Below are 14,172 nucleotides of genomic sequence, written 5' to 3'. Positions count from 1 at the left end.
CCACAGCCTTACGCCCGGTCGATCCTGCACTGGAAGCAGTTGAACTTGGAACGAATGTGCACGTAGGCCACTTCCAGGTCGGCCAAGATGTCCTCGCACCGCCGGGCCAGATCCTTGCCCGCAACCACGGCCCCGGTTTCATATTTGATCCAGTGGTCGTGGCCATAGCCACGCACGATGGCGGGGTCCAGGTAGGCAAACCAGTCGGGCAGCCGATCCGACTCGTAGCGAACGCAGTCCCGGGCGTGCAAGAAGACGGGCCCTATTTCGGCATAGGGCTGGGCCTCGTCGAACGGCCGGTACGAAAGGACGAGTTTTTCATCACCATCGGCGATGGGTTGCAGGCAGTGGCGGCAGGGGTTTCCCGCGCCTTGCGCAACGCGCCGCAACGGGGGGTGCCCATTTGCATCCGCGCCGCCACTCAGGAAACTGAGCATTTCCGCGCCCGAAATACCTTGAACAGAAAGTCTCATCGCGCCGCCTTAATAATCCATAGTGGGTAGGGGGCCGATTCCATCGCATGTCCACCCGCAAGGCGCGCCACTTCCGGACATGCCATTTCGACAAGCCGCGCGAGGTGGCCGACCAGCTGATCCGGCGCGCAGAGACACCGGAACTATTCAGGGCTCGTCACCGTTTATGGTCGATGGGTAGCAACGGAATCCCTCAGTGAGCCGCGGCGCACCTGGAACGGCGTTGCAAAACGTGGAAAAACCTGCCCCATAGTGGCCCAAGAACACAGGCAGAACTGACAAGCTTTTGATTGATATGGAAAAACTCGAAGCCCCTGAGCACACGCCCATGATGCAGCAGTACCTGGCGCTCAAGGCCGACCACCCTGAGACGCTGCTGTTCTACCGCATGGGCGACTTCTACGAGGTCTTCTGGCAAGACGCCGAGAAGGCCGCGCGGCTGCTGGACATCACGCTCACGCAGCGCGGGCAGTCCGCGGGCCAGCCGGTGACGATGGCGGGCGTGCCTTTCCATGCGCTTGAGAATTACCTGGCCCGCCTGATCAAGATGGGCGAATCGGTCGCCATTGCCGAGCAGGTGGGCGAGGTGGGCGCGACCAAGGGGCCGGTGGAGCGCAAGGTGGTGCGCGTGGTCACGCCCGGCACGCTGACCGATACCGAGCTGCTGTCCGACAAAACGGAATCGCTGCTGATGGCCGTGCACCAGGCGCCGCGTGCGCGCTGCGGCCTGGCCTGGCTGAGCGTGACGCAGGGCCGCGTGTACCTGGCCGAATGCGCGCACGACGAACTCGGCGCCTGGCTGGCACGCGTGGCGCCCAGCGAGCTGATCTACAGCGCCGGCGTGACCGAACGCTTTGAGCAGCAACTGCAGGTGCTGCGCCAGGGCGGCGCCTTCACCTGCCCCATGAGCCCGCGGCCCGATTGGCAGTTCGACAGCGCCTTGGGCGAGCGCAAGCTGCTCGAGAACCTGGGCGCCGCCAGCCTGCAGGCCTGGGGCGCGCAAGACCTGGGCGAGGCGCATGCCGCCGCCGCCGGCCTGCTGGCGTACGCCGAACACACACAGGGCCGCACGCTCACGCACGTGCACAGCGTGCAGGTACAGCGCGGCGACGACCTGATCGATCTGCCCGCCACCACGCGCCGCAACCTGGAGTTGGTCAAGACCCTGCGCGGCGAGGACGCACCCACGCTCTTTTCGTTGCTCGACACCTGCATGACCGGCATGGGCAGCCGCTTGCTCAAGACCTGGCTGCTGGAGCCGCGCCGCGACCGCGACCAGGCGCGCCAACGCCTGTCGGCCACCGCGGCCTTGCGCGGCGACGGGGCTGCCGGGGACGTGGGCGGCAACAGCGGCCCGTGGGCACTGCTGCGCGGCGAGCTCAAGGGCGTGAGCGATGTGGAGCGCATCACGGCCCGCATTGCGCTGCGCCAGGTGCGGCCGCGCGAATTGGTCGCCTTGTGCAAAACACTACAAAAATCAGAGCACCTTGCGCTTTCAGGACAAGCGCCAGAGCCCTATCTGATTCAAATTTTCAGCCACCTGCACCCGCCCGAGGGCTGCACGGCCCTGCTGTGCGCGGCCATTGCCGAGGAGCCGGCCGCGCTGGTGCGCGACGGCGGCGTGATTGCCTCGGGTTTCGACACCGAACTCGACGAGCTGCGCGCCATCCAGACCAACTGCGATGCCTTTCTGCTGGACCTGGAAACCCGTGAGAAGGCGCGCACCGGCATCAGCAACCTGCGCGTGCAATTCAACAAGGTGCACGGCTTCTACATCGAGGTGACGAGCAGCCATGCGGACAAAGTGCCCGACGACTACCGCCGCCGCCAGACGCTGAAAAACGCCGAGCGTTTCATCACGCCCGAGCTCAAGACTTTCGAGGACAAGGCGCTGTCGGCCAACGAGCGCGCGCTGTCGCGCGAGAAGTGGCTGTACGAGCAGATCCTCGATCAGCTCCAGCCGCACGTGCCCGCCCTCACCCGCCTGGCGCAGGCGCTGGCCACCCTGGATGTGCTGTGTACGCTGGCCGAGCGCTCGCTCACCCTGAACTGGTGCGCGCCGCAGTTCGTGCCCGAGCCGTGTATCGACATCGAAGGTGGCCGCCACCCGGTGGTCGAAGCGCGCTTGGCCGAGACCTCCAGCGGCAGCTTCATCGCCAACCACACGCGCCTGAACGCCAACACGCGCATGCAGGTCATCACCGGCCCCAACATGGGCGGCAAGAGCACCTACATGCGGCAGGTGGCGCTCATCGTGCTGCTGGCCAGCATGGGCAGCCATGTGCCCGCCAGCCACTGCCGCCTGGGGCCCATCGACGCGATCCACACGCGCATCGGCGCGGCGGACGACCTGGCCAACGCGCAGTCGACCTTCATGCTCGAAATGACCGAGGCCGCGCAGATCCTGCACGCCGCCACGCCGCACAGCCTGGTACTGATGGACGAGATCGGCCGCGGCACAAGCACCTTTGACGGCCTGGCGCTGGCCAGCGGCATTGCCACACACCTGCACGACAAGACGCGTGCGTTTGCGCTGTTTGCCACGCACTACTTTGAGCTGACCGAGTTGCCGGCCAAGGCGCGCCACGCGATCAACATGCATGTGAGCGCGACCGAGTCGGGCACCGACATCGTCTTTTTGCACGAGATCCAGCCCGGGCCTGCCAGCCGCAGCTACGGAATCCAGGTGGCCAAACTGGCGGGCATGCCGTCGCCCGTGCTGCACCACGCCCGGCACGCGCTGGCCGCGCTGGAAGAGCGCGCGGGCGAAGACGATCTGCAGGTGGATTTGTTTGCCGCCCCCGCCGCGCCGGAGGGTGTGGGCGCTGGCCCGCTAGAGGCGGCGCTGGCCGGCATCAACCCCGACGCCCTGAGCCCGCGCGAGGCGCTGGATGCGCTGTACCAGCTCAAGAAGCTGGCGGGGGTTTGAACGAATGCACCTTCTTTGTGCACGGCTTTCCGGTGTCGGTGGGCACAAATTTTGAGTCAAATAGGCCTCTAGCGCTTATCTAATAAGCACTGGTAGCTATCATTTTTGATATTTTGGCTTTTCACCACCGCGCAGTGCCGTTCCCCCGCAGCGCCCTGCGGGGGCAATGCACCAAGCCAGATCGCGGGCCGGACTAAACTCGCGGGTTCCCCCACCCACAGACCCTCTTTAGCTCCATGACGTATTGCGTTGCCATCAAGCTCAATGCCGGGCTGGTTTTCCTGTCCGATTCCCGCACCAACGCCGGCCTGGACCAGATCAGCTCGTTTCGCAAAATGATGGTCTATGAGAAGGCGGGCGACCGCTTCATGGTGCTGCTGTCTGCGGGCAACCTGTCGATTTCGCAGTCGGTGCGCGAAATTTTGCAGACCGAGCAGCTCAAGGATGGCGACTCGGGCGAGAGCATCTCGATCTGGAACGCCAAGAGCATGTTCGACGCCGCCCGCGTGCTGGGCGCCGCGGTGCGCCATGTGCATGAACGCGACGGCGCAGCGCTCAAGCGCTCGGGCGTGGACTTCAATGTGTCGATGGTGTTCGGCGGGCAGATCAAGGGCGAGGGCATGCGCCTCTTCCAGGTCTACTCGGCCGGCAACTTCATTGAGGCTACGTCGGAGACGCCGTACTTCCAGGTGGGCGAATCCAAATACGGCAAGCCCGTGCTCGACCGCGTGCTCACGCCCGAAACCCCGCTGGACGAAGCCGCCAAGTGCGCGCTGGTGTCCATGGACAGCACGCTCAAATCCAACCTCTCCGTCGGTTTGCCCCTCGACCTGGTGGTCTACGAGGTGGACAGCTTCTCGACCGCCAAGGTGGTCTGCATCGACGAGAACAATCCTTACTTTCGGATGCTGCACGACAGCTGGGGCCAGAAGCTGCGCGAAGTCTTCGACAGCATCGAGGACCCGGCCTGGGGCGGCGGCGCGACCAATGTGCCCATCATGGTGAACCCGGCACGCAGCAAGCCGCTTAAGAAAATCACCACCCACCTGGACAAGCTCATCTGACCTCGCCAGCAAGGCTGGTGGCGCGGGTGCCTACCGCTTTGTTGTTTCTGTCCCTGTCGGTACCCCATGCTCCCTATCGTCTTTTCGCACGCCAACAGCTTTCCTGCGAGCACCTACCGCGTCTTGTTCAAGCACCTCAGGGCCCGTGGGTTCGAGGTGAATGCGGTGGAGCGCTATGGGCACGAAGCCCAGTACCCCGTCACCAACAACTGGCCGCACCTGGTGCAGCAGCTGGCCGATTTCGCCACGCCGCACGTGGAGCGGCTGGGCCAGCCGGTGTTTCTGGTCGGGCACTCGCTGGGCGGTTTCTTGAGCGTGATGGCCGCGGCCCGCCACCCGCACCTGGTGCGCGGCGTGCTGCTGATCGACTCGCCCCTGCTAGGCGGCTGGAAGGCCAATGCGCTCGATGTGGCCAAGCGTACCCAGGTGGTGGGCTCCATCTCGCCGGGCAAGGTCAGCCGGCAACGGCGCTTCAGCTGGGCCAGCAACGAAGAGGCGCTGGAGCACTTTCGCAAGAAAAAAGTGTTTGCCCAGTGGGCCCCCGAAGTCTTGAACGACTACATCACCCACGGCCTGCAAGACCACGACGGCAAGCGCGTGCTGGGCTTCGACCGCGCCGTCGAGACGGCCATCTACAACACGCTGCCGCACAACCTAGGCCGCCTGCTCAGCACCCATCCGCTGCAATGCCCTGCGGCATTCATCGGCGGGCGGGACTCTGACGAGATGAAGCAGGTCGGCATGGCGATGACACTGCGCATCACCCAGGGCCGCACGATGATGCTGGACGGCAGCCATCTTTTTCCGATGGAGCAGCCCCTGGCCACAGCCGCCGCCATCGAGGCGTCGCTACTCAATCTGGCCTCGCTCACTGGCTGAACTGCTGCTATAGCACCAAATACGGGTACCGCAAATGGCCGTACTGGTGCTGACGCGCAGGACAAACAGGCGTCGCCACTTTCGCAATCCATCCCCTACACTGGGGGTTTGTAACAGCGTGATACACCCAACATGCCTGCACAGACCCCGCTGGCCGCGCGCCTGCCCGCGCTGACCTCTGCCCTGCTGGCTGCCTTTCTGGTGGTCACCGCGGTGCGCACCCACAACGACACCACCATTGCCATCGTCATCGCGTCGGTGCTGATGTTTGCGTGCTGCTGGGCCAGCGCCACCTATCTGCTAGGTGGCAAGATCATTGCCAAGAACGGCACTGCAGCATGAACACCGCAACCACCCGCATGCCCCCCCTTCCCGAGGCTGAGCTGGCCGGCATGCAGCACCAGGCCGACCCTTTAGCCGACCAGACGGTCGCCGACATGCTGGGCCCTTGGCCGCCGGGCACCGTCAATGCCGACGCCGAGCAATGGAAGCGTCTGGACACCGTGAACATTCTGCTGGGCCAGTGGGCCGACAACGCGGGCATTGCGCAGTGGACGGTTGGCGTAGGCCCCGTGCAGGGCACCGTAGGCGGCAAGCCTGTTGACGGGTATGTGGATCAGGCCATGGCCGATGCACTGAACCACTATGTGTGCACCGCCCAGGTCTTGCCCGACTGGGCCGACGCCCACAGGATCGAACGCGCCGAAAAACTGTTCATGGAGCACGGCGCGTTGTCTTGCATCCTGCTCTTTTGTTCCAGCCTGCCCGAGTGCTATGTGATCCCGGATTTGTCGGCAGTGCTGCACACCGCAGGGCAGTTGGAGCAGAACACCGAATACCGCATCCGCTCCACCGCGGCGATGATCTTTCCGGTGATGCTGCACGGCGGCATGAGTGAGCGTGGCGCGGGCGTGGCCCAGGTTCTGAAGGTGCGGCTCATCCACGCGACCATTCGCAACCTCATCCTGCACGGCAGCCCGCAGCGTGCCTTGGCCAACATGAACGCGGGCCACGACAGCCTGATACCGCCGACGGCGCTGCCGCCTGGTGGCCGCGTGACGATGTTCCAGATGCTGCACGCGCGCGGCTGGGACGTGGCCGCCGACGGACTGCCCTGCAACCAGGAAGAGCTGGCCTACACACTGCTGACCTTCGGCTACGTGTTCCTGCGCAGCCTACAAAGGCTGGGCATCGGCTTGCCCCGTCGCGATGAAGAGGCCTACCTGCACACCTGGAACGTGGTGGGCCATGTCCTCGGTATTGAGCGCTCTCTGATGGTCGACACCATGGCGCACGGCAAGGTGCTGATGGCGCAGATGCAGGCGCGGGGGCGCGCAGACTCTATCGCACCCGACCCGCGCCCGGCCCTGGGCCAGGCGCTGATGGAGACCATGGCCAAATACCTGCCCTGGGACATCGTGAAACCGTTCCCCCGGCTCATGACACGCTACCTCTGCGGGCGCGCCACGGCAAGCGACCTGGGGCTGACCCAGCCCGTTCCCTGGTCGTCCGCGCTGCTGTTCTGGGTCGTGCTGACAGTGGCCCGCGTGCTGGATGCGGTGGCGCGCCTGGTGATGCCGCGGTTTTCGTTGGTCCGCGCGCTCACCCGGGTGCTGGGCTACCACTTCATGAGCCACGTTCTGATGAGCCAGACACGGCCCCTGCAGTTGCCCACCGAGCTGCTCAACCAGGTCGACGACGTGGTCCACGCGTGGAGCGACGACCCGCACGCGCCGCGGTGGCTCAATCGCCTGGAAGACCGGCTCACCACCCGCGGCAGCTGGAGCACGGGCCTGGCCCGCAGGGCACAGGCCGCGCGCCCGGCCCAGGCGCAGCGGCCCGCATAGCCAGAGTCCCAGCCGATGCACGCACTGCTCTACGCCCTCCACATGCTGGCCAGGTTTTGGCGTACGCATGGCGGCAAGATATCGGCACTGCTGCTGCTCATCCCCCTGGCCCAGCCTCTGGGGGCGCAGGCTGGCGCGCCCTTGGTGCTGACGCAGGGAAGTCCCCGAGTGACTGCGTGGGAGGCGATCACGCTCAAGGCGGATCCCACGTACAAGCTCTCTGCGCAGGAAATGCTGGACCGCCTGGGCGAGTTCGAGGCACCCGCCCGGCGCGGCGGGTCATTGGGCGTCCACAAGGCGGCAATCTGGCTGCACATCCCCATCATCGCGACCGAAACGCCACGCACACCCTTCATGGTCGATGTGGGCTACAGCTCGCTGCAGGCCGAGATCTACCTGGCCCGCGATGGCCAAGTGCTCCAGCAGGCCCGCACCCACCAGCCCGGGGAAACGCAGCTCTCCACCCGCACGCCCGCGATGGTGTTTGAGCTGCAGGCCGGTCAGCCTTACGACCTGCTGATCCGGGTGCAGGCCACAGGGCCGCTGATCCTGCCCATCACAGTGGGTGAACTGCCCTACCAGATGCACAAAGCCCTGAGCGAGCAGATGCTGCAGGGTCTGCTCAACGGGCTGGCGTTCTTCCTGCTGATGTACAGCCTGGTCCAGTGGGTCACGCAGCGCGATCGGATGTTCGGGTTCTACGCTCTGGTGGTGCTGGGCAGCGCGGCTTTTTCGTTGCAGTTCTTTGGGCTGGGTGCTCAGTTTCTGTGGCCGAACAATCTTTGGATGGGGCGGTATGCGGGCCTAGCAGCAGGGCTGATGGCCCTGGCGGGCTCGTTCCTCTTCCTGGGCCACACGCTGGCAGGCGATACACCCAACAGCCGTTACGCGCGCACCATGCGCGCAGGCGCCGCGATCACTGCAGCAGTCTGCGCCGCACTTGTGCTGGGCTGGGTGAGCGTGCCCATGGCCATCGCCTACATGAGCCTGGCGGGGGCCCTGCCGTCCCTCATCAGCCTACCTGCCGCCATCGCCCGAGTGCGGCAGAAAGACCCCATCGGCACCACCCTGCTGGCGGCGTGGATCGCCTTTGGCGTGGCCGCTGCGGTCATGGTGTGCCTGGTCCAGGGCTGGGTACCCGCGAATTTCTGGACGATGCATTCGTTTCAGTTCGGTGCCACGGTGGACACGCTGCTTTTCTTTCGGGTGCTGGGCCTGCGCGCAAAAGCCGCACAGACCCAGGCACGGGAAACCATGCAAGAGCGTGACCTGATGCGCTCGCTGGCTTATACCGACCACCTCACAGGCCTGAGCAACCGGCGCGGTTTGCAGAATGCCCTGCATGCTGCGCTGGCCCAGTGTTCCGAGCATCGGCTGGTGGCGGTGTATCTCATGGACCTGGATGGGTTCAAGCCCGTGAACGATGCACACGGCCATGACGTCGGTGACGACCTGTTGGTGGCTGTGGCTCACCGCCTGGAACGCAGCGTGCGCCACCATACGGACGTGGTCGCCCGCCTGGGCGGAGATGAGTTCATCATCATGGCGCAGGGCCTTGATACACCTGAGCAGGCCCATGAACTGGGCCAGGCGCTGCTGCGCGCCTTCGAGCAGCCTTTCAGCCTGAGCCACCTCCGACTGCAAGTGGGACTCACGGCCGGCTATGCCATAGCCCCGCTAGACGGTGAAGACCCGCATGGACTGATACGTCTGGCGGATGCAGCGATGTACCAGGGCAAGCAAAACGGCAAGCGCTCGGTGCGCCGCGGCGGCAGCGAGCTGGCGCCGTCTACTTGAACAACGGCCTTCGCAAACAGCCCCAAGCCTCTACCGGCTTCCTATACAGCCTGAGCGTCGCTCCACCATGCGCCCCGCGCTCCTTTCGCAGCAGGCCCCACGGTTGCCTGCACTCATGAGACGCTGGATGGCGGGCTGTGTGCTGCTGATTCTGCTGGCATCGAGCCACAGCGCCTGGGCGGATGCCAACCGCATCGAGCTGCGCGATGACATGCCGCTGCACCACGCCTGGCCGGCGGTCAGCATCCTGAACGATGCTTCACGCGTGCTGTCGATCCAGAACGTCATCGCGCGAACCCCCGAGTTTGCCGCCCCACCTCGCAGCAGCGGGACGCTGGGCGTGCAGACTGACGCAGTGTGGCTGCGCGTGCCGGTCGCCGTGGCACCGACCTCAGACGGCATGTGGGTGTTGGATATCGACTACCCCGTGCTCCAGCGAATCGAGGTCTACCTGACCCACGGCGGCCACGTCACCCAGCGGGCCACGCTGGGTAGCCTGCAACCTTTCTCACAGCGCCCGCTGCGCACCCGCTCGCACGCCCTTCCGCTCACCATGCAGCCGGGGCACCACTACGAGTTGCTGCTGCGCGTGGAGACGACCGGCGCGATGGTGCTGCCCATCACGCTCAACAAGCCCGCCGCCTGGCACAGCGCTGCCATGAACGAGCAGATGCTGCAAGGCCTGCTCACCGGACTGGCGCTGTGCCTGCTGATCTACAGCCTGGCGCAATGGATCAACCTGCGCGAGGTGCTGTTCATCCAGTACGCATTGCTGCTCACCGGCAGCCTGCTCTTTTCGCTTCATTTTTTTGGGCTGGGCGCCCAGTACCTCTGGCAAGACAACACCTGGTTCGAGGTGCACGCGGCAGGACTCTCGGCCCTGATGGCCACGTGTGGCTCGTTTCTCTTCATCAGCCAGGCCCTGGTCGGCGACCGCCCCCAAAGCCGTCTGCTGCTCATGATGCGCGGGGGTGCTTTGCTCTGCGTGCTGCTGGCATTCATCCATGCGCTGGACGTGTTGAGCATCCCGGCGGTGGCAGCCATCGTCAGCATCCTGGGCCTGATGCCGGCGCTCATGGGCATCCCGGGCGCCGTGCGCCGGGCGCGCCGGGGCGACCCGGTGGGCACCAGCCTGCTGCTCGCCTGGGTGATCTACTTTGCGGCCACGGCCACGGTGATTGGTGTGATCCGCGGCTGGGTGCCGGCGAACTTCTGGACCCTGCACTCGTTTGAGTTCGGTGCGACCCTCGACATGCTGCTGTTCATGCGCGTGCTGGGCTTGCGCACAAAGGCGCTGCGCGGGGAAGCCATTCATGCCAACCGCGAACGCGACGCCATGCGCTCGCTGGCGCACACCGACCCCCTCACGGGTTTGCTCAACCGGCGCGGATTGAACATTGCGCTGGCGACTGCCCTGCCCCGCTGCGGGCCCGAAAAGCTGCTGGCCGTGTACGTGATGGACCTCGACGGCTTCAAGCCCGTCAACGACCAGCATGGGCACGACGTGGGCGATGAATTGCTGGTGGCGGTCACGCGGCGCCTGCAGGGCCACGTGCGCCAGAGCGACCTGGTGGCGCGCCTGGGCGGCGACGAGTTTGTGGTGATGGCCGGCCACCTGGGGAGCGCGCAGCAGGCCGAGGAGCTGGGGCACAAGCTGCTGAATGCGTTCCGCTCGCCCTTCTCTTTGGGCAATGTGCAGGTGGATGTGGGCCTGACCATCGGCTACGCGATTGCGCCCGACGACAGCAATGACGCCATCGGTTTGATCAAGCTCGCGGACGCCGCGATGTACAGCGGAAAACAAGGCGGCAAGTTCTGCCTGCGGCGCAATACCGGCGGCGACCTTGCGCTGTCGTCCGCCTGAGCTGCGCGCCAAACCAATGCGCCAGTGGCGATGCCCTGGCCAGGCAACCTGGGCAAATTCGAACTGGTCAAAGCACGGGGCTTCGGATACACCCTAGTGTGGTGTTGCACGCTATCCGGCACTTAAAACCGCGTCTTTTCGGCCAGGGCTGCGTTGCTAATCCGCGCGATACCCACGGGTATCGCTGTGGTTTGCGCCTCGCTCTGACCAAAAATTCACCGGTTTTAAGTGCGCCGTCAAGCATGCAACACCACACTACGCTTCGCGCTTTTTTCACAAAGGAACCGTTTGCCATGGCCCATCGCAAGAGTCCTGCCCGCATCGCCAAAGACGCTCGTGTCGCACAGTTTCGTGTGCTCGCAGCCCAAAAATCCGCCACAGCCCCCTCCAAAATCCCAGCCCCGGCCGTCGCGTGGGAAGCCCTCGCCGCACTGGAAATGCGCATCGCAGGCCGCATCGTCGTGCCGACGAGCCCGGACTACAACGACGCGCGGCAGGAGTCCAACCCCGCTTTCCAGGCCTATCCCGAAATCATCGTTTACTGCGCCTGCGAGAACGACGTCCTTGAATGCATCGCAGTCGCGCGGACCTACGACCTGTGGGTTGCCGTGCGCTGTGGCGGCCACAGCACGGCGGGGTATTCAGTCAACAGCGGCATGGTGGTGGACCTGAGCGACATGAAAGGCGTCGTGCTGGACCCCGATCGCGAGCGCGTGCATGTGCTGCCCGGCACCGACTTTGACCGCTTCAATGGAGCGATGAACAACACGGGCTGGCACGTGCCTACCGGCGCCTGCGGCAGCGTGTGCGTGGGCGGGTTTGTACAGGGCGGGGGCTACGGCTATACGTCCCGTGCGTTCGGCATCCAGTCGGACGTGGTGGAATCCTTCCGCGTAGCGCTGGCCGACGGCTCGATAATTGTCGCAAGCGCTGGCGAGCACGCCGACCTGTACTGGGCGATGCGCGGCGGCACTGGCGGCAACTTTGGGGTGCTGCTGCAGGTCACCTACCGCATGAAACGCCTCGACCAGGTCTGGGCCTGGGCCATCAGCTGGGACGAAGCCCACGCGGCGCAGGTGCTGACACTGATGCAAAACCAGTTCATGAAAGCCGGCGCGCCCGATGCGCTGGGCTACATGATGAACCTGGGCTACCAGAACGGCGTGCCGGTCTACATGGTGCAAGGCATGTACTGCGGCACGCGTGAGGAAGGCCTGCTTGCCATTGCGCCTCTACTGGCCGTGCCCAGCGCCCAGCTGCTGGTGGACAAGACGGGGACCTACCCGGAAATGAACGTCTGGCTGGAGGACCATCCCTACACACTGCCCGACAACCTGCCGGACGGCGTGGCGGAAACCAAGTCCACCGGCTACATCGGCGTGCCGCTGTCCACGGCGGACTGGCAGGGCATCATCGACTACTTCAAGACCTCGCCGAATCCCTGGTCGCTGGCCTACCTGGAGCCCTATGGCGGCGCGATCAACCGCTATCCGGTAGCCGACAGCGCTTTCATCCACCGCTACGCTGACGCCGATCTGGTGGTGGATGTGTTCTGGACCAATGCGGACGAGCGGGCCGTGATGGAAGCCTGGCTCGAGGGGTTCATGGACCTGGCCAGGCCATTCCTCAACGGGCATGTTTACCAGAACTACCCGGATGCGCGTTTGCAGGACTTCGCCTCAGCCTATTGGGGCCCCGCCTACCCAAGGCTGCAGAACGTCAAGGCGCAATACGATCCCACGAACTTCTTTCACTTTCAGCAGAGCATCCGGCTGCCGCACGCAAGCGACTAGGAAAGAGGCCCTCGCTGTTGCCCCCGGGCCTGCAGTGTCACACCCGTGGCCCCGGGGTCCGCAACAGGTCCATGCCGACACTGCGACGCAGCTACGTCAAGGCTCGAGGGCTTCGGCGTAGTGGAGCCGGCCTTTGCCTGCCCGCTTGGCTGAATACATCGCCTGGTCGGCACGGCTCATCAGGGCATCGATATCGCACTCCAGCGGAGGGTGCATTGCCACGCCGATGCTGGCTCCGATGCGCAGATCCCGCCCCTCCACGGCCATCGGCTGGTGCAGGGCTTCAATGATTCGGTGGCCAATCGTGTCCGTCACGTCGCGGGTGACATCCTGGTCCAGCATGACCAGGAATTCATCGCCCCCCAGGCGCGCCATGGTGTCGCCCGAACGCACCGTACTGGCAATGCGCTGGGCCACGAGGCGCAGCACTTCGTCCCCTGCGCGGTGGCCTTCGGCATCATTGATGCGCTTGAAGCCGTCCAGATCGATGAACAGCAACGCCACAGAACCTGCGCCGTGCCGCGCATGGCTCAGGGCCTGTTCAAGACGGCCCTGAAAGGCCGCACGATTGAACAGGCCCGTGAGGGAGTCGTGATTGGCCAGATAGTGCTGCTGGCGCGCAATCTGGATCTTGGCCGAGACGTCCTGCACCAGGGCCATGATCGATGTCACCTGCCCCTGTGCATCGGTCAGCGCGGAGTTGAACCACTCGCAATGCACCTCGGTGCCATCGTCACGCACAAAGCTAGTTTCCGCGCGGTTTTGCGACTCCTGCCCCGACTGCAGGCGCTGCAAGGCTCCATCAAGCCCGCCCTGCTGGGGCGACAGGTCCACGAGTTCGGTCAGCAACCGGCCCTCCAGTCCCGCCACATGCAGCCAGCCCATGAGCTGTACGGCACGTTGCGAGCAATGCAACAGCCTCAGGTTGTGGTCCATTTCCAGCACGGCGAGCGGGCTGTTTTCCATGTGGGAGGACAGCCGCTGATTGGCGGCACGCAGCGCGTTCATGGTGACCTGCAGTTCATGCACGTCGAGCGCGGTGGCAATGAAACCGTCGATGGATCCTTGCGGGTTGTGCCAGGGGGTCAGGCAGATGGTGCGCCACTCGTCAAAGCCGTAAGGGGTGCGCAGCAGGCGCTGGTACTGCACCCGCTCGCCCGCCAGCACGCGCTCGACAAAGGGCATGAAGCGGTTGCATTCCACTTCGCCGTATACCTCGGGCAGAGACTTGCCGACCAACTGCTCGGGTACGGTGCCAAACCACCGCGCATATTCGTCGTTGGCATAGATCACAGTCAGACGGCGGTCCACCACCGCCATGGTGGCACCCGCGCTGCGGGTGATCAGCTCAAGCAGTTCCGCCTGGGACCAGGAATCCTTGCAGACAACATCGGGAGACTGCGGCAACTTGGGCTCGTCTTGCATCATGCGGCGAACGCCCCGGCGGGAGGCACCCTGGGTAACAGTATGTCAATAGCAGCTTATCACTTCCGACAATCACCTGCCCCCGCGCCCAGCACAGCCGG

At 64.9% G+C, this 14,172-nt stretch carries 10 protein-coding genes; 8 read left to right on the top strand and 2 right to left on the bottom strand.

Annotated features, from left to right (window positions below; genetic code table 11):
- Positions 1 to 8: 8 nt before the first annotated feature.
- Entirely contained in the window at positions 9 to 473 is a 465-nt protein-coding gene (locus ACSQ3Q_RS07335; protein WP_436133743.1) for a DUF1203 domain-containing protein, read from the bottom strand.
- A gap of 295 nt (positions 474 to 768) precedes the next feature.
- On the opposite strand from ACSQ3Q_RS07335, the gene mutS reads away from it, so the two are divergent.
- From mutS to ACSQ3Q_RS07295, 8 genes are all read left to right on the top strand, one after another.
- Positions 769 to 3,402, top strand: a complete 2,634-nt coding sequence (gene mutS / locus ACSQ3Q_RS07330) for a DNA mismatch repair protein MutS (RefSeq protein ID WP_436133742.1) — start codon at positions 769 to 771, stop codon at positions 3,400 to 3,402.
- A gap of 236 nt (positions 3,403 to 3,638) precedes the next feature.
- Positions 3,639 to 4,466: a peptidase gene (locus tag ACSQ3Q_RS07325; RefSeq protein WP_436133741.1), complete on the top strand. Its 828-nt coding sequence runs from the start codon at positions 3,639 to 3,641 to the stop codon at positions 4,464 to 4,466.
- Positions 4,467 to 4,532: 66 nt separating this feature from the next.
- Positions 4,533 to 5,345, top strand: coding sequence for an alpha/beta hydrolase (locus ACSQ3Q_RS07320; RefSeq protein ID WP_436133740.1), 813 nt, complete (start codon positions 4,533 to 4,535; stop codon positions 5,343 to 5,345).
- 132 nt (positions 5,346 to 5,477) lie between these two features.
- Entirely contained in the window at positions 5,478 to 5,687 is a 210-nt protein-coding gene (locus tag ACSQ3Q_RS07315) for a hypothetical protein (RefSeq protein ID WP_436133739.1), read from the top strand.
- 17 nt (positions 5,688 to 5,704) lie between these two features.
- Positions 5,705 to 7,192 (top strand): oxygenase MpaB family protein, encoded by a 1,488-nt coding sequence (locus tag ACSQ3Q_RS07310; protein ID WP_436133738.1) that lies wholly within the window; start codon positions 5,705 to 5,707, stop codon positions 7,190 to 7,192.
- Positions 7,193 to 7,207: 15 nt separating this feature from the next.
- Entirely contained in the window at positions 7,208 to 8,989 is a 1,782-nt protein-coding gene (locus ACSQ3Q_RS07305; protein WP_436133737.1) for a diguanylate cyclase domain-containing protein, read from the top strand.
- Between the two features lie 115 nt (positions 8,990 to 9,104).
- On the top strand, positions 9,105 to 10,853 hold the full coding sequence (locus tag ACSQ3Q_RS07300; RefSeq protein ID WP_436133736.1) for a diguanylate cyclase domain-containing protein: 1,749 nt from the start codon (positions 9,105 to 9,107) through the stop codon (positions 10,851 to 10,853).
- A gap of 293 nt (positions 10,854 to 11,146) precedes the next feature.
- Positions 11,147 to 12,646, top strand: coding sequence for an FAD-binding oxidoreductase (locus ACSQ3Q_RS07295; protein WP_436133735.1), 1,500 nt, complete (start codon positions 11,147 to 11,149; stop codon positions 12,644 to 12,646).
- Between the two features lie 96 nt (positions 12,647 to 12,742).
- Here the strand turns inward: ACSQ3Q_RS07295 and ACSQ3Q_RS07290 are convergent, their stop codons facing one another.
- A complete protein-coding gene (locus ACSQ3Q_RS07290; RefSeq protein WP_436133734.1) occupies positions 12,743 to 14,074 on the bottom strand; it encodes a diguanylate cyclase domain-containing protein in 1,332 nt (443 codons plus the stop codon).
- Positions 14,075 to 14,172: the final 98 nt, after the last annotated feature.

It is taken from the genome of Acidovorax sp. LjRoot129, from assembly GCF_964253765.1.
Lineage (GTDB): Bacteria > Pseudomonadota > Gammaproteobacteria > Burkholderiales > Burkholderiaceae_C > Acidovorax.
This window is presented reverse-complemented; position numbering and strand designations above follow the sequence as displayed.

Bases quoted from the DNA above. Each gene is read 5' to 3' on its own strand.
- ACSQ3Q_RS07335 (WP_436133743.1), bottom strand. From the start codon at position 473: ATGAGACTTTCTGTTCAAGGTATTTCGGGCGCGGAAATGCTCAGTTTC.
- mutS (WP_436133742.1), top strand. From the start codon at position 769: ATGGAAAAACTCGAAGCCCCTGAGCACACGCCCATGATGCAGCAGTAC.
- ACSQ3Q_RS07325 (WP_436133741.1), top strand. From the start codon at position 3,639: ATGACGTATTGCGTTGCCATCAAGCTCAATGCCGGGCTGGTTTTCCTG.
- ACSQ3Q_RS07320 (WP_436133740.1), top strand. From the start codon at position 4,533: ATGCTCCCTATCGTCTTTTCGCACGCCAACAGCTTTCCTGCGAGCACC.
- ACSQ3Q_RS07315 (WP_436133739.1), top strand. From the start codon at position 5,478: ATGCCTGCACAGACCCCGCTGGCCGCGCGCCTGCCCGCGCTGACCTCT.
- ACSQ3Q_RS07310 (WP_436133738.1), top strand. From the start codon at position 5,705: ATGCCCCCCCTTCCCGAGGCTGAGCTGGCCGGCATGCAGCACCAGGCC.
- ACSQ3Q_RS07305 (WP_436133737.1), top strand. From the start codon at position 7,208: ATGCACGCACTGCTCTACGCCCTCCACATGCTGGCCAGGTTTTGGCGT.
- ACSQ3Q_RS07300 (WP_436133736.1), top strand. From the start codon at position 9,105: ATGAGACGCTGGATGGCGGGCTGTGTGCTGCTGATTCTGCTGGCATCG.
- ACSQ3Q_RS07295 (WP_436133735.1), top strand. From the start codon at position 11,147: ATGGCCCATCGCAAGAGTCCTGCCCGCATCGCCAAAGACGCTCGTGTC.
- ACSQ3Q_RS07290 (WP_436133734.1), bottom strand. From the start codon at position 14,074: ATGATGCAAGACGAGCCCAAGTTGCCGCAGTCTCCCGATGTTGTCTGC.